The sequence below is a fragment of the Xenorhabdus miraniensis genome (assembly GCF_002632615.1).
Map to the genome: position 1 here is coordinate 1 of NZ_NITZ01000014.1, position 16,259 is coordinate 16,259.

At 38.9% G+C, this 16,259-nt stretch carries 15 protein-coding genes; 9 read left to right on the top strand and 6 right to left on the bottom strand.

What is annotated here, in order from left to right:
• The first annotated feature begins 572 nt into the window (after window positions 1-572).
• The 3 genes from Xmir_RS13585 to Xmir_RS13595 all read left to right on the top strand — a co-directional run bounded on the left by Xmir_RS13585 (window position 573) and on the right by Xmir_RS13595 (window position 4,233).
• Window positions 573-1,298, top strand: a complete 726-nt coding sequence (locus tag Xmir_RS13585) for a phosphatidylserine decarboxylase (protein WP_099114759.1) — start codon at window positions 573-575, stop codon at window positions 1,296-1,298.
• A 32-nt stretch (window positions 1,299-1,330) separates the two neighbouring features.
• Entirely contained in the window at window positions 1,331-2,257 is a 927-nt protein-coding gene (locus Xmir_RS13590; protein WP_099114760.1) for a dimethylarginine dimethylaminohydrolase family protein, read from the top strand.
• Window positions 2,258-2,589: 332 nt separating this feature from the next.
• A complete protein-coding gene (locus Xmir_RS13595) occupies window positions 2,590-4,233 on the top strand; it encodes an ABC transporter ATP-binding protein (RefSeq protein WP_208620437.1) in 1,644 nt (547 codons plus the stop codon).
• A gap of 38 nt (window positions 4,234-4,271) precedes the next feature.
• On the opposite strand, the gene Xmir_RS13600 is transcribed toward Xmir_RS13595, so the two are convergent.
• Window positions 4,272-4,949: a hypothetical protein gene (locus tag Xmir_RS13600; RefSeq protein ID WP_099114762.1), complete on the bottom strand. Its 678-nt coding sequence runs from the start codon at window positions 4,947-4,949 to the stop codon at window positions 4,272-4,274.
• A 282-nt stretch (window positions 4,950-5,231) separates the two neighbouring features.
• Between Xmir_RS13600 and ydfG the strand changes: the two genes are divergently transcribed.
• The 3 genes from ydfG (at window position 5,232) to Xmir_RS13615 (ending at window position 6,813) form a co-directional block, all read left to right on the top strand.
• Window positions 5,232-5,981, top strand: coding sequence for a bifunctional NADP-dependent 3-hydroxy acid dehydrogenase/3-hydroxypropionate dehydrogenase YdfG (ydfG, locus tag Xmir_RS13605; RefSeq protein ID WP_099114763.1), 750 nt, complete (start codon window positions 5,232-5,234; stop codon window positions 5,979-5,981).
• Window positions 5,982-6,117: 136 nt separating this feature from the next.
• Window positions 6,118-6,465 carry a DUF1283 family protein gene (locus tag Xmir_RS13610; RefSeq protein ID WP_099114764.1) on the top strand — a complete coding sequence of 116 codons (348 nt, stop codon included), beginning with the start codon at window positions 6,118-6,120 and terminating at the stop codon, window positions 6,463-6,465.
• Between the two features lie 39 nt (window positions 6,466-6,504).
• Window positions 6,505-6,813, top strand: a complete 309-nt coding sequence (locus tag Xmir_RS13615) for a DUF1161 domain-containing protein (protein WP_208620438.1) — start codon at window positions 6,505-6,507, stop codon at window positions 6,811-6,813.
• A 51-nt stretch (window positions 6,814-6,864) separates the two neighbouring features.
• Here the strand turns inward: Xmir_RS13615 and bioD are convergent, their stop codons facing one another.
• The 3 genes from bioD to Xmir_RS13630 form a co-directional block, all read right to left on the bottom strand.
• On the bottom strand, window positions 6,865-7,533 hold the full coding sequence (gene bioD / locus Xmir_RS13620; RefSeq protein WP_099114765.1) for a dethiobiotin synthase: 669 nt from the start codon (window positions 7,531-7,533) through the stop codon (window positions 6,865-6,867).
• 137 nt (window positions 7,534-7,670) lie between these two features.
• Window positions 7,671-8,903 (bottom strand): sugar metabolism global transcriptional regulator Mlc, encoded by a 1,233-nt coding sequence (gene mlc / locus Xmir_RS13625; protein WP_099114766.1) that lies wholly within the window; start codon window positions 8,901-8,903, stop codon window positions 7,671-7,673.
• A 164-nt stretch (window positions 8,904-9,067) separates the two neighbouring features.
• The gene (locus Xmir_RS13630) at window positions 9,068-9,982 is read right to left on the bottom strand and encodes a LysR family transcriptional regulator (RefSeq protein ID WP_099114858.1); all 915 of its coding nucleotides are present in this window, start codon (window positions 9,980-9,982) and stop codon (window positions 9,068-9,070) included.
• A gap of 154 nt (window positions 9,983-10,136) precedes the next feature.
• On the opposite strand from Xmir_RS13630, the gene Xmir_RS13635 reads away from it, so the two are divergent.
• On the top strand, window positions 10,137-11,411 hold the full coding sequence (locus Xmir_RS13635; protein WP_099114767.1) for an MFS transporter: 1,275 nt from the start codon (window positions 10,137-10,139) through the stop codon (window positions 11,409-11,411).
• A 103-nt stretch (window positions 11,412-11,514) separates the two neighbouring features.
• Here Xmir_RS13635 and Xmir_RS13640 read toward each other — a convergent pair whose 3' ends face one another.
• Window positions 11,515-12,147: a helix-turn-helix domain-containing protein gene (locus tag Xmir_RS13640; protein ID WP_099114768.1), complete on the bottom strand. Its 633-nt coding sequence runs from the start codon at window positions 12,145-12,147 to the stop codon at window positions 11,515-11,517.
• 336 nt (window positions 12,148-12,483) lie between these two features.
• Here Xmir_RS13640 and tus point away from each other — a divergent pair, with 336 nt between their 5' ends.
• On the top strand, window positions 12,484-13,410 hold the full coding sequence (gene tus / locus Xmir_RS13645; protein ID WP_099114769.1) for a DNA replication terminus site-binding protein: 927 nt from the start codon (window positions 12,484-12,486) through the stop codon (window positions 13,408-13,410).
• Between the two features lie 78 nt (window positions 13,411-13,488).
• Here tus and fumC read toward each other — a convergent pair whose 3' ends face one another.
• Complete coding sequence (fumC, locus tag Xmir_RS13650) at window positions 13,489-14,883, bottom strand: class II fumarate hydratase (RefSeq protein ID WP_099114770.1); 1,395 nt, start codon at window positions 14,881-14,883, stop codon at window positions 13,489-13,491.
• A gap of 173 nt (window positions 14,884-15,056) precedes the next feature.
• Here fumC and manA point away from each other — a divergent pair, with 173 nt between their 5' ends.
• Window positions 15,057-16,229, top strand: a complete 1,173-nt coding sequence (gene manA / locus Xmir_RS13655) for a mannose-6-phosphate isomerase (protein ID WP_099114771.1) — start codon at window positions 15,057-15,059, stop codon at window positions 16,227-16,229.
• Window positions 16,230-16,259 lie beyond the last annotated feature (30 nt).

The window sequence follows — 16,259 nt, forward strand, 5'->3', positions numbered from 1 at the left end:
CAGCCCAGAGCTGAATCTGATTGAAATTGTCTGGAGGCAGGCTAAATACCACTGGCGACGTTTTATGACCTGGACTCAGGAAACAATGGAATATGAGCTCAATACGTTATTGGCCGATTATGGCGACAAATTTGCAATTAATTTCTCTTGAGGACTTAACTGCACTTTGTTTCAGATAAAAAAATCACTCTAAGTAGGCGTTGTATACAAATTACAGGATATTACCCTTAATGTTGAAATGGACCAAAATTTGGCCTGACAAACCCAGCTTAATTAAATTTTTTATTGCATTTGTGATAAATGTCACTGAAATATATATAATAAACTACTTTACCCCACATCGTTCATATCATCTATAAATTTATATTTAGTCAGTTTAAGTTTATATTTATCGATTCAGGTGACTTAGGTGAAATTATGTTTAATGACAAACAAAAAATAAATATACCCCCAAATAAAATAAAATTGAATCATTAATAATAGGCTGTACCATATCCCGCGGTAAATGTTTGCATTATGTTGTTTTTGCTCTGTTTCATGTTCCAGTTGATGAGCATTTTTTAGAGGTAATAATGAAGAACACAATGAATGAAGCCATTAAATCAATATTTAATGGCCTGCCTGATCTTCCGCCTGAAACTTATTTTCAGGAAGGTTTTTTCAGGGACCCCGCGAGAACTATCAATACGGATGATAGGTACTTTCTATCTCCTGCTGATGGGTTTGTTATCTATAGTGGAATAATAAATCCAGATGAGGCGATTACTGAAGTAAAAGGAAAAAAATACAGCATTCAGGACATTATCAGAGATAAGCATTATGACAAGCGTTCACTTGTCATTGGTATCTTTATGACATGTTATGATGTGCATGTTAATAGAGTTCCCTATGATGGCATCCTGAGTTACGTGGAACATGAACCTCTGGAAACCAACAATCTACCAATGATTGATGTAGAGAGTAACATTTTTTATAAAGAGAATATTGAATTAATTTATGACGACTATTTATGCCTGAATCAGCGTGTCGTTAATAAAGTCTATTCTCCGGGCATTGGCAGAGAATACTATATGGTTCAGGTTGGTGATTATGATGTTAACACGATAACGCCATTCCATATTCAGCAGAACACCCCTGTATTCCAAGGAAATAGATTCTCTATGATTCGATATGGTTCACAAGTCGATTTAGTCATTCCTGTCGCTGATGACGATGAATTAACTTCATTGGTATCTGTAAAAGAACACGTGACTGGTGGTATGACTAAGTTAGTCAGAATCAACGATAACTCTCTATAATATATAATATAAACTAGAATTGAGGTTCCAAGATGTTAAATAAATCGCCTAATATCATTTCTGATCTGAAAATGCCCGTTTTTTTATTAGCTCCTCCATTTTCATTAAATACCAGTGTAAGAAATAACATTTGGATGGAAGAACTAGATGAATCCGATATTAATGTTAACAGTAAAGTGGCATTGAGACAGTTTTATAAGCTTTACAGCTTTATGTCATCACAATCATTAGTCTATTTATTGCCATCTGATACTCATCAAGCACTGCAAGATCAAGTATATGTTGCTAACTTGGGAATTATTATTGGTGATGAAGATCCAACAGCAATAGTTGCCAATTTTGCATCAGAAATCAGAAGATCAGAAACACCAATTGGGGTGAGTTTCTTTGAATCATTAGGCTATAAAACTGAAGTTGCCCCTTACTATTTTGAAGGCGAAGCTGAGTTAAAACATCTGCATAGTAATGTACTGGTTGGCGGTTATGGAATAAGAAGTGATATTAGAACCTATGACTGGATGGAAGAAAAATTCAATCTCAAAATCGTAAAAGTAGAAGAAAGAGATCCTTATCTGTATCACTTAGATTGCAGTATCTTCCCTCTGGATAAAGAAAACACTCTGGTTTATACCGGTGGATTCAACAGTGATGAATTGAAAGAACTGGAGAAAGTGACTAACGTCATCAGTATCAACAAAGATGTTGCATATAGTGGTATTTGTAACTCTGTTAGAGTCAATCAGCATATTCTCTGTTCATCCAATATCAACGACCTGAAAGCAGGTACAGAGGAATATATCTATGAAATGAACAAAAGCCATGAGCTGGAAAAAATTTGCTCCAAACTGGCATTAACGCCAAAATTATTCAATTTATCTGAATATATGAAGAGCGGTGCCCTGCTTTCCTGCATGGTTATGCACTTGAATAGATATTCTTATAAAATACAGGTAATCTAAAAATTGCGAACAATGATGCTATAATATTGGTCACATCTTTTTAGCTATAATTAAGTTGGTTGCAATATAAATAATATCTTCCATTTTATATTATGGTGCTTTTTATTTCTTTTGTTATTAAGTGAGATAAATCCATCATGATTTTAACGCGGAACTGTATTTTATTGATATAGGATGAATGTTTTCCAAGGATGGAATCAGCTGCCCTTTTTATATCATGGTAAGTCCTAACACATTATCTATACTAGTTAAATTGATAACTTAACAGTGATCAGTATATGAAATACATTACATTTCTCTATTCATTTATACGTAAGCAAAGAACAGCACTGGTGTTGGCTATTGTTTTTACGATAGTGGCAGCTTTAGCGGAAGTTATATTCCCATTTCTTGTACAAGAATTAGTTAATACTTTATTGAAGGATAAGTTAATACTTTCCTTTTCTTTTAACCAATTAATTGCTTCCCTGATAGCTATATCATTATTGATCGTCATAAGCCACGCCATTATTATCTGGATGCAGACGATTAACGCTTCAGAACTGAGTTATAACATGAGGAAATCGCTCGTCGATTCTTTCCTCTCCTTTCCCTATCATATAACCAGAAAATTCCATTCTGCCAATCTGGCTTTTAGAATAAAAAACGATACGTACCTTGTATCGGATAGGATTAGAGGGTTATATAGCGAATTTCTTTACGATACGTTATCCATCATTGGTCCATTTATAGCCATGGCTTTGATTGATCTTAAACTGGCAATTCTGGCATTTATGATGGTTTGTCTGACCACGGTGATCAGCAAACCACTCACTAATCGCGTGGCGGTTTATGAAAGGATTTTGCAGATATATAACTCACGATTAACCGGGGTCATACAGGAATCGCTTTCCTGGATTAAATCCGTCAAGATTTTTAACTCTGAAGAGTCAGAGAAAAAGAGAATTGATGATGCCAACATCAAGGTAAAGAACGTTGAGAGAATTACAGGCCTGTTCATGTCCCTTTCTGTTCCTCTTGGTTATTCCGCACAGTTAGCTTCAACAATTGCGGTGCTTTGGTATGGTGGTTTGTTATTAATGGATGGAACGATCAATCCCGGTAACTTTGTCGCTGCATTTACCTATGAACAGTTAATGTCTGATTCCATCAAGAGATACAGTAATCATTTAAATAAATTTGCTTCGCTCAAATCACTGTTGGACAGAATTTTCGAATTGTTGGGTGCCCACAAACCAAATACCCACAAAAAAAATCAGTCAGTAGCTAATGGCAATGCCGATGCTATTGATATCAACATCAAGAAATTCTCCTATAACGATAGAGATACACTGTTCAGCGATATGAATATCTCTATCCAAAAAGGCGAGCGAGTTCTGATTGTTGGCGATAACGGCCAGGGCAAGAGTACGATATTTGATATCGTGACAGGGTTAACACCACTAAGTGAAGGCCATATTTCAATTTTTGGTGAGGTTATGAAGGATCCCGATGCTCAACATTGGCTGAAAAAGTTTGGAGTGATGTCTCAACAAACACAGATCATAAAAGGTACTTTATACGATAACCTGCATATTGCTAATACTGAGTCCACCAGCGAAGAGATGATTTCTGCATTGATTAAAGCCGGTGGCAGTGAGTTATTGGGTAAACTGAAGGATGGCCTGGACTCATACATTGATGAAAAAGGCGCTTCCTTATCAGGTGGTGAAAGGCAGGTTATTGGTTTGGCTCGCTTGTACCTCAAGACGCCAGAGATACTACTGTTTGATGAGCCGACAACTTATCTGGACAACAGTAAAATAAACAGTTTTGCAGAGTCTCTGAATAATATCGTTCATGGTAAGACTGTGCTTATGATAAGCCATGACCCACGTGTATTCAGACTCGCTGATCGGGTTATCAAAATCGACAAGGGTAAAATTGCATTTGATGGCTCCCTCCAAGAGTATATGAGCCAAGTAACAACACACTAGTCTTTAATGGCCCATTAAATTGGGCCATTTTACTTTTCCTACATGCCCAAGGCAGTTTCAGCAAATTCCCCGAGTTCTATTTCAGAATTTTCGAATTTTGGATGGTAATTTTGCCATAAAGAGGCATCCTTACCTTCTATCCATGGAGGTGCCACAGGCACACCTTCCCTCCAAAATTGAATACAAGATCTCACCTTCGGATCACGTCTATTTCGGTAAATCCACCTTAGTTCACTCCCTGTATATGAACTCTTTTTCTTTCTCTTATTTTCAGACAGTTTGTAGATAACGCGTTCAATATCGATTTCATCTAAAATAAAATGAATACATGATCGTGTCAAAGACTGAGAGAACCAAGATAATCCTGCTTTACATTTTCGACTAGTTACCTGCTCGGGATAGTGAACATTTTTGCTACCAAAATCAATATCCAATTTCGCTGCATAGTGGCGTATTGAGTTGTATTTACAATGATTTTTTATTGCGTTATCAAAAGATTCTTGATTAGATGGAATTTTGTGCTCAAATTTTTTACGGATGTCGTATTCTCTCTGGGTTATTGAATATCTGTCAATTGTCGATATATTCTTAGTATCAAGAAAGCGAGCAAATCCAAATTGTGGATATTTTTGAGCATATTTAACTCTTTCTCTAGAAAGTCCAAATATAAGATCTCCTTGCTCAAAACTCGTCTTGAATGGTGGATAAAATGGCATATTTACCTCCCAGTACAACTACTTATATAAAACTATATCTATAATACTATAAAAAACCATAAGACTTTTAACAACCATATAGACTCAATAAAAGTAATCAACATTTGTTATTAGTTTTCATCAAGGTTTTTACCCTACCAAACTTTTCTTTTTTGTTGGTATAAAAAGGATTTAAAAACAAGGCATTAGTTTTCACCAAAGTTATTTGGCCTTGACTAATGCAAAATAAATTTTTTTACTAACGTGAAGATTAACGATAAAAACTCGCAAACAGAGGGCAATATGATTGTTTTTGTGACAGGGGCAACTTCCGGTTTTGGTGAAGCAATTACAAGAAAGTTTATCGAACATGGTTCCACAGTGATTGCTACAGGGCGCCGTGAGGATAGATTGGAAAAGTTGAAAAAAGAGTTAGGTGAACAATTCCACCCCATTCAACTTGATGTGAGAGATCGCGCTGCAATTGAACAAGCAGTCCAGCAATTACCAGATACGTTACGCAATATTGATGTTCTTGTGAATAATGCGGGGCTTGCTTTAGGGCTGGAACCAGCTCATCAAGCTAATATTGATGATTGGGAAACTATGATTGACACCAATACCAAAGGATTAGTAAATATGACACGCGCCCTGCTGCCTAATATGGTAGAAACCAATAGTGGGCATATTATTAATATTGGCTCTACCGCAGCAAATTGGCCTTATGCGGGTGGTAACGTATATGGTGCTACGAAAGCTTTTGTAAAACAATTTAGTTTAGGATTACGGGCTGATTTACAAGGCAAAAATATTCGGGTCACTGATATCGAACCTGGCCTTGTCGGCGGAACCGAATTTTCTCACGTACGTTTTAAAGGCAATGAGGAAAAAGTGGATAAAACTTATGAAGGCACAGATGCACTGACGGCTGATGATGTTGCAGAAGCGGTATTTTGGGTTGCTAACCTCCCTTCTCGTGTCAATATTAATACATTAGAGATGATGCCCGTTTGTCAATCATTTGCGGGTTTAAGTGTACATAGAAACCAATAATCCTATTTTGGTGAACTGTTAACTCTATTAATTCAATTAATGTGGTGCTACCAATAAAACTCCTGTTTGACGCTTTTTTGGTAGCTTCAGTAAATGACCTAGTCTTGCTAAATGGCACAATGAAAGAGGTTCAAATATGAAATTTGTGAAATATGTTTCCGCTATCGCTCTGTTGTTGTCATTCTTTTGGCAAACGCCTGCATTCTCTGCGCCCTGCACATCAGATAGCACATGTGTAACCATTAATGGTGGCGGTGAGAATTCGATAAGCAAAGAAATGGCTCGTCAGAGCAAAGAAGAATGGAATGATCAGAGAAGATTACGTAAGAGAGTGGAGCAGCGCAGAGAGAAAGAATTTGATAAGTATGAAGTAGAAGTTGATAATCGAGAGGCCTGTTTAGAAAGCGCCAATATCAGTGCTTATTGGGAACCCAATACGAAACGTTGTTTGGATATTAACACAGGCCGTCCGATCAAACCTTGATAGACTCAACACCGACATCAACATCAAAGTAAGGAGATGATGGTGAAAAAAATCCTACTGGCTACAGCACTGCTCTTTACACTTTCTCCCTTTGCAGTACAAGCTTCACAAAAGGTTACATGTGAAAGCCTGAAAGCGGAAATTGCACAGAAAATCATTAACAATGGCGTTTCTGAAACGGATTTTAAGCTTGAAGTCATTCCTAATGACCAAGACGCTAAGGACAGCGCCGTTAATGGGAAAATTGTTGGTCATTGTGATTCCGGCAAGCAGAAAATAGTTTATATCCGCCTTGCTCACACTAATACGGATAAAACGATTTCTGGCGATAAGAAAAGCCAAGAGTAACACTCTTTCAGATTTAACAGTAAAAAGGGGCATCTTTTGCCCCTTTTGTTATTAAATATCGATAGCTGATATTGCATTAGTATCCAAATAGCACGACAAATCGCGTTCTTCCGGCCTTAAGAGATAAGGAATTTCACCAATTTGTGGCGCCGGTATGTGACACCGTAACCTCTCTAGTGTCTTAGCGTAATGTGCTAATCCAGGGTTGATTCGGTTAGCAACCCAACCTACTAAGGGAACGCCATCGTTAATAATGGATTGAGCTGTGAGAATAGCATGATTAACACAACCAGCCTGAATCCCAACGACCAAAATGACGGGCAACTTTTCTTGTACAACCCAATCAGAATAAGACACCGCATCTTCCAGTAACATACGCCAACCACCGTTACCTTCAATAATCACACGATCTGCTTTATTCCCCAGGTTTTTCAGCCCTTTTGTCATTTGAATAAAATCAGCTCGATTTCCTTCTTCGTAGTTACTTTCCCAAATAACAGGGTTGACCTCTTCATAGTCCACTTTAACAGGTGAGGATTGATATATGATTAAAGCATCACGATTGCGTATCCCCTCCGATGTTTCTCGTTTTTCTGTTGCAATGGGTTTATATCCTACCGCGGTTGTGCCTTCACGATTAAAAACTTGCAGTAATGCGCGGGTAACAACTGTTTTACCAATGTTGGTATCCGTGCCTGTAACAAATAAGCGCGTTATCATAAATTCATTTTCCGTTTTCCATAGTAACAAGTACAGATAGGCCGATTACTCTTTTTAGCGAGCAGGCTTAGAGTGTAGGAGATGTATTTGAGGTAGGGATTGCGTTAGCTCAATGTTTTTCCTGATGCGAACTATCCTTATCCTTGCATGAGTGCTATTAGTAACTCACCGCTATACAAGGATTGTTTAATTAATGCTGTCGCAGGAAATGTATCTGTATTATTAAATTGAGTGGCAACTATATCAACCTGTTGACTATAGCCGGGAAGAGAACGCTGAGATATCTGCTGTTGAATGGCGGGATAAAGGATATGTTTTACACTGTTCAGCGGTGAACCAATCAGGATCCTTTCGGGGTTAAAGATATTGACCATAATCGCCATGATGCGCCCGATTCGTTCTCCGGCATCATGGATAATGTCTGTTACCAGCGGATCTCCTTCTATGGCCGCCTGACAAAGTAAATCAATCGTCAATGGCACATGATTAGTTGTCATCGTATTGACTAAGGAGCAAGGATATTGCGTTGCCAAACAGCGGGCTTTCTGCAAAATGTTTTTGATACTGATAACCGTTTCAAGACAGCCCCGGTTACCACAATAACAAAGCTCTCCATCAGGTTCGATTTGAGTATGCCCAATCTCTACGACACTTTGATTCCCAGCGTGAAGCATTTGCCCTGCGGTGATAATGCCTGCCCCGACATTATCATCAATGACTAATTGAATAAGATTCTGGCAGTTTTTCCCTGTGCCGCACAGAGACTCTGCTATTGTCCATGCGGTTATACTGTGCTGTAAAAAGATCGGTAATCCTGTGCGTTGATGTAAGAATGCCCCTATGGGGATATCCAGGATATCGTAGTACGGTGAACGGTGAATTATTCCGTTAACCGGATCAACTATTGCATCAATAATCACGCTAATAGCTGTTAAACGCTCAAGAGCAGATTGATGACGCAAGAAGAAGTTATCAATTTCATCAACGATACGGTCCAGAAAAGACTGATTTTGAAGTACAGAGAATGGTAATTCCTCTTCTACCAGAAGATTACTGCTCAAATCACGAAGCCCGACGACAATACTTCCTTTGTTAATGCGGATACACAAGAATTGCCACCCTTCACTATCTACTTTTAATCCGATAGCAGGACGCCCCCGAAAGCCGGGTTCGTGAAACTCAGCTTCTTTCACTAAATGGGCATCAATGAGCTCCCGCGTAATTTTAGTAATGCTAGCGGGTGCCAATTGGGCTTTTTTAGAAAGTGCAATTCGCGAGATAGGCCCGTATTGATCAATTAACCGATAGACCAAACCAATATTTGCCTGTTTAATCTGGTCAATATGACTTGGTTGAACATCGACACTCACCTCGCCTCCCGCTATTTAATTCGCGCCGCTAAAAAATTAATAATGATTATGTCGTTGTTTAAACGATAAGATATCCGCTTGAAGTAGAAATGTGATCTTTCACACGAACTTCTCGTGATTATTGCTTTTTATTAACATTCTTGCCTTTTGTTTAACAACGTCATTTACGAGTTTTCGTCTACGACAATATTTGAGATTAAAAGATTGGTTAGCCGGGCTGCCGCAGCACTGTTATTGTAATTTTTATGCTTAACCAACCAAACTTCAGAGTAAGCTGGATTATTTGCTAAAGGAATATATTGGACACCATCTAGTTTCATGCGAGTAAATGATTCAGTAATTATGCTTATACCTAACCCTGCTGCAACCAATCCAAGTATTGTCATCGCCTCACCCGCTTCTTGCGAAATCATCGGCGTCACCCCTGCATTTGCCAATAACGCGATAATTTCATCGTACAAAGCTGTCCCTACATCACGCTCAAAGAACACCAGTGGATAATCAGATAGCATTTCCAGATTAACGCCTTCATTGGCATATTGAAGTAAAGGGTGATCATCATATACCGCTAGCATAAAACGCTCACGGAAAAGTAACTGATACTCTAAGTTATCTGGTAACAACGTATTACGCATAATCCCTATATCGATTCTTCCCGTCTGCAAAGGCGCTATTTGCTGTTTGGTATTCATTTGATGCATATGAATAGCCACGTCAGGATAGCATTCGCGGAACTGGCGCAGGCTAAGAGCGACTTTATACATAAAAGGCGCGGTGGACGTGAAGCCAATGGATATTTCCCCTAATTCTCCTTGATGCATTCTGGCAGCTTTAGTTGCTGCTGCCTCAATTTGAGCAATTATCTGATATGCTTCCTGAAGAAACATATGCCCTGCGGGAGTTAAGCTAACATTTCGATTATTACGCATAAGTAGCTTGGCGTTTATATTAGCTTCAAGCGCTTGAATTTGCTGGCTTAATGGGGGTTGTGAGATATTTAATCGTTCTGCTGCGCGCCCAAAATGCAACTCTTCCGCCACTGCAATAAAATAGCGTAAATGTCTAAGTTCAACATTAATACTCATACTCTATCACTCCCTAACGTTATCACCTCAATTGATATGTTTAACATATCATTCTATTGAATTAATATATTAGACAAAATATTCACGGATTTCTATTCTTGATCTGAATCAAGTACTTAACGTTTTTTTACTTAGATAAGGAAGTAGCGTGAATACAATCCAAAGCGTCAGTGAAAAATCAGCAGTCTCTGGCGTTGAAAGTGATGTTGAGAACACGATCGAGCAAAGACGCGGGAGTAAGCAGCATTATATTCAGCGTGAAGATGTAGCATACCTACGTGTAACGCTATCATTCTTTACTGTTGGGCTGGCAACTTTTGCATTGCTTTACTTCATCCAGCCAATATTGCCAATTTTGTCAGAAGAATTTAACGTCTCACCGGCGAACAGCAGCTTAGCGCTATCACTCTCCACCGGAATGTTATCCCTTGGATTACTCATTACAGGGCCTCTATCCGATGCACTTGGCCGTAAAAATGTGATGGTTATTTCATTGATTGCGGCAGCTATTTTCACCCTCTTGAGCTCTGTCATGACAAGCTGGCACGGAATCTTGCTTATTCGTGCACTTGTGGGTTTGTCAGTCAGTGGCGTTGCCGCTGTAGCCATGACTTATTTAAGTGAAGAAATTCATCCGAGCTATGTTGCCTTATCTATAGGGCTATATATCAGTGGTAATTCAATTGGAGGAATGAGTGGTCGTTTGATTACCGGTGTGGTTGCAGATTACTTCTCCTGGCGATTTGCTGTTATTTTATTGGGTACTTTTGCTTTGATCTCCGCCATTGCATTTTGGAAAATGTTGCCAGAATCCAAGCATTTCAAACCCTGCTCACTAAAACCTAAGACATTGCTCATCAATTTAAAATTACACTTCCGAGATGAAGGGCTTCCTCTTCTGTTTGCTGAAGCATTTTTGCTGATGGGTAGTTTTGTCACAATGTTTAACTACATTGGTTATCGGTTATTAGATGCGCCCTATCATTTTAGTCAGGCTATTGTTGGATTATTATCCGTTGTCTACTTAACCGGAACTTACAGTGCAACAAAAGCAGGTTCTCTGACCAGTAAACATGGACGTGGCAAAGTATTGTTAGTAGCAGTCAGTACAATGTTGATTGGTTGTATAATCACAATGTTCTCCTCCATCTGGGCGGTCATACTGGGAATGATGATATTGACAACAGGTTTCTTTGCCGCTCATGCTGTTGCTAGTGGATGGGTTGGAAAACGAGCTAAACGAGCCAAAGCGCAGGCTTCATCTCTGTATTTATTTGGTTACTACGTGGGTTCAAGTATTGCCGGCACGTTAGGTGGTGTATTTTGGATGTATTTTGCATGGAATGGTGTAGCAATATTTATTGCACTCTTAACCACAACTGCTCTTTATTTAGGTGTTAAGCTCAATAATTTGTCAAATTAAAAGAATATAATTGCCGACAATCTATTATGAATGTCGGCAATTTTCCAAGAAACTCATTTAAAACCCCCAATTATTCGCTTTTTATTTGTTTATTCTTTGATTATCAGTAATAAGATTGATGAGGTAACGCAATAACTTTTGTTAAATAACCATCAATGATCTCAATACACCCTTCTTTCTTCAATGAAAATAATATGCGTTGTATACAACTGCGAGAAAGTGTGCACCTCTGCTCTATATATTTGATAGCAGAAATATTTTCTCGAAATTCATCAGGTAATGTTATTAGGCGAGATAATAGGCCGCATACAACCTCTTTGGCACCATGACGGAAGATACTAATATCCCTCGCATACAAGAAAGACATTTTATACGAAATTATTCTCATCCATTCCCGGTAAAGATCATGCTTTTTTATGGCATTTAAAGCATTAACTCTAGGAATTTGATAGAGTTCGCAATCTGGCCCCAATTCAATAGAATAGTAGATTTCTGAGCCGGAATAGAAAGATATTCCTATGATATAAGGTGAAAAAGACGTCGCGATGATTAGAGCATCATTTATTCTGCGCATATTGACATAACCTTTCTCCAGCAAAAAAAATTTAGCAAACTCATCTTCAATTTTAATAAATGTTCCTTGTGACGATAAATCTGATGTGATTAATTCAGAATATGGTAATAAAACATCTATAACCTTTCTAAAGGAATTCACTGGCTTGACTAATTTTTTCATATTTAACAACCTTGGTGCATTACTTCACCCCACGGAAAATAATGTGGCGTGAAAAATAAGTAAAAAGTTTTTCTTATGTATAACTGTGTAAATGTCTTCCTAACTCACTCTTAAATAGTTTATTCATATTTTAATACTCATAATTAATGGATTATTCGATTTTAAATTTTTATCACAATGTTGAAATATATCTCAATAGGCATTTTTTTACTTTTTTGTGTTATTGAATTTTTGTTTTATTTGATTGTGGAGGTTTGCACTTTTTAGGGGTATAGTTAAAAGTATGTTGTAACTAAATAAAAAGATCTTAATGATACAATTGTTGAGGATGGCAATATGAATAAATACCTTTCAATTGAGTCGCTTACAAGCTGCTTCAAAAAACAAGAAAAAAAATTATCTGAACTGATTGCTTTGTTGATGAACTATCCGCTTATTGATGCCCGGGTATTCGAATTACCTCAGATAGAAAAAGGCGAAGAACATGAACAAATAACTGAAATTACAGTTAATCCTCTACAAGGAAATGACGCTCTCAATTTAGGTTTACGTTTCTATCAGAAGTTATTCATACACCATAATAACCCCAATATCAGTAGCAAAGCAGCCAGTCGGCTTCCCGGAGCATTATGTTTTGCAGTTAGCCACCAGCAATATAAGGAAGCAATGAGTGTAGTTAATGAAGTGAATCAATTAAAAGTCGAGCTGGAAAATATCGTCACCAAAGAATCCGGCGTCAGAAAAGAACAACGCTTTGAATTTGTTCATAATCATTTGCGAGGGCTCATTACATTGAATGCCTACCGCACCATCACTCCCCTATTAGATCCTGATTCCATTAACTTTGGCTGGGCCAACAAAAACATCATTAAAAAAGTCACCAAACAACAAATTCTGGAACAACTGGAGAAAAGCTACAATGCAGGGCGAGCAGTTCCTCCTTACACTAGCGATCAATGGGCGTCTCTGGTAGCTCTGGAAATTACAGACATCAAGAAACTACCCGATGACGTGATATTGAAGATCAAAAGACCAGTAAAAGTACAACCCATTACTCGCGTATGGTACTCAGAGCTGCAAAAGCAAGTTCAATACGCGTGTCCACTTCCTATTATTGTATTCTATACAAAGGACAGTGAAGCCAAACCGAAAATCGGCGCATTATCTGACTATAATGCCAATGCGATAAAATATAGATATAAACCCAAGGCTAAACCATTGGAGCTCGTCATTCCTCGTCTTCATCTCTATAAAGAAATTTAAGCGATAAAAAAACCGGAGTGAATATTCTCCGGTTTTTAAATTTAATGGCGTAAACAGAAGTACATCATAGCAAGAACATTACTTCATGCTGCCAACCATATCTTCTGGACGAACCCAATCATCAAACTCAGCTTCAGTCAAATAGCCCAATTGCATCGCGGATTGTTTCAAAGTCAGACCTTCTTTGTGGGCTTTTTTAGCAATCTCAGCGGCTTTATCGTAGCCAATATGAGTATTCAGAGCCGTTACCAGCATCAGTGATTCATTCAGCAATTGAGTAATGCGATCATGGTTTGGTTCAATACCAATCGCGCAGTGCTCATTGAAGCTGCGCATGCCATCCGCCAGCAAACGAACAGATTGCAGGAAGTTATCGATAACCATTGGGCGGAATACATTCAGCTCGAAATTACCCGACGCACCACCAATATTGATAGCCACATCGTTACCCATAACCTGAGCACATAGCATAGTCATTGCTTCACACTGAGTCGGGTTAACTTTACCCGGCATAATTGAGCTGCCTGGTTCATTTTCAGGGATGGAGATTTCACTGATGCCGCAACGTGGGCCAGAAGCCAGCCAACGAACGTCATTAGCAATCTTCATCAACGAAGTAGCCAAACCTTTCAGCGCACCATGAGAATGAACCAGTGCATCACAAGTTGCCAAAGCTTCAAATTTATTTGGGGAAGTCACAAAAGGATGGCCAGACAATTCAGCGATTTTTTTCGCAACGCGAACAGCATATTCTGGATGAGTATTCAGACCGGTTCCTACCGCTGTACCACCCAAAGCCAATTCGCACACATGAGGAATGCTGTCTTCAATATGTTTCAGGTTATGTGTCAGCATAGCTGCCCAACCAGAAACCTCCTGACCTAAAGTCAGAGGAGTCGCATCTTGTAGGTGGGTACGGCCAATTTTTACGATATTTTTAAATGCTTCTGCTTTGTCTGCCAGTGTTTTTTGTAATACTTTTAACTCTGGTAACAAGTTCTCACGTACTGCGGTAACTGCTGCAACATGCATAGCAGTTGGGAAAACGTCATTAGAACTTTGACTTTTGTTGACATCATCATTAGGGTGAATCAAACGTTCATTGCCCCGTTGACCGCCAAGGATCTCACTACCACGGTTCGCCAACACTTCATTCATGTTCATGTTGCTTTGAGTTCCCGAACCGGTCTGCCAGATAGCAAGAGGGAATTCTGTCGGGTGTTTACCTTCCAACACCTCTTTCGCCGCAGCGATAATTGCGTCACCACGTTCTTTAGGCAGAAGGCCTAAATCCATATTGACGCTGGCTGCTGCTTGTTTAGTCAATGCAAGAGCATGAATCAACGCAACAGGCATTTTCTCCTGAGAAATGCGGAAATGCTCCAGTGAGCGCTGAGTTTGCGCTCCCCATAATTGGTCAGCAGGTACTTCGATAGGTCCCATTGAGTCTTTTTCAATGCGAGTGGCTGCCATTACTATCTCCTTAGCACACAGAATAATTGAATACACCGGAATAAATTTTGCAGATAAATTAGCCGGCATTTTTTTATAATGCCATAAATTTATGATCGATAATGCGACCTAGCCGTGTTTATTGTATCGTTGTCATATAAATAAATTTATTTTTTATTACAGGAAATTCCGCCATGCTGAAAATGACTAATAACATCCAACATTATGACTGGGGGAGCAAAACTGCCCTGACGGATATTTACGGCATCGAAAACCCTGATAATCAGCCAATGGCAGAATTATGGATGGGAGCACATCCGAAATGCAGTTCACTGGTGACCGATCCGGAAACCGGCGAAACCATCGCCTTGAATACACTGATCGCCAAGGAACCAGAGAAATATCTCGGAGAAACGGTAGCCCGTCAATTCCAGCGTTTACCTTTTTTGTTCAAAGTGTTGTGCGCGGCTCAGCCGCTTTCAATTCAGGTACATCCTGATAAAACGTCTGCCGAGATGGGATTTGCTAACGAAAATGCACAAGGAATACCTTTAGATTCAGCACAACGTAATTATAAAGACGATAATCACAAACCTGAGTTGGTCTATGCGCTGACACCATTTAAGGCCATGAATGCTTTTAGGCCACTATCAGAAATCGCACAACTATTGGAAAATGTTTCTGCTGCGCATCCTGATATTCAGGTATTCATCCAGCATCCGACAGAACAAAACCTGTCGTTTCTCTTTGCCCAATTATTGAATATGCAAGGTGAATCGAAACGTTTAGCCATTGCTGTCTTAAAATCTGCGCTGAATAGCCATCAGGGAGAACCATGGGATACTATCAGAAAGATGACCTCCTTCTATCCTGATGATAATGGTTTGTTTTCACCCCTCTTGCTTAACGTGGTCGAGCTGAAACCCGGCCAGGCAATGTTTCTGTACGCACGCACCCCTCATGCTTATCTTGAAGGTGTAGCTCTGGAAGTTATGGCCAACTCAGACAATGTGCTGCGTGCTGGTTTAACCAGTAAACATATTGATGTACCAGAATTAATGGCGAATCTGGATTTTATTCCGAAATATGCAGATGCTTTGCTGACCACGCCAAAACAGGAAAAAGATGCGCTGAACTACCCTGTTCCCGTCAATGATTTCCATTTTTCTGTTTATGCTGTTTCAGAACGACCCATTACATTGGAGAATAATTCAGCATCAGTTTTATTTTGTTCTGAAGGTCAAGTAGTTATCAACTCTGGTGAGCAGCAATTGAGATTATTCTCAGGTGAATCAATCTTTTTATCTGCTATAGAAAAAACCGTAATTGTTCATGGTGATGGAAAAATTGCCAAAGTATCTAACTAATTATTCTATATTCATATAGTTACATCTATT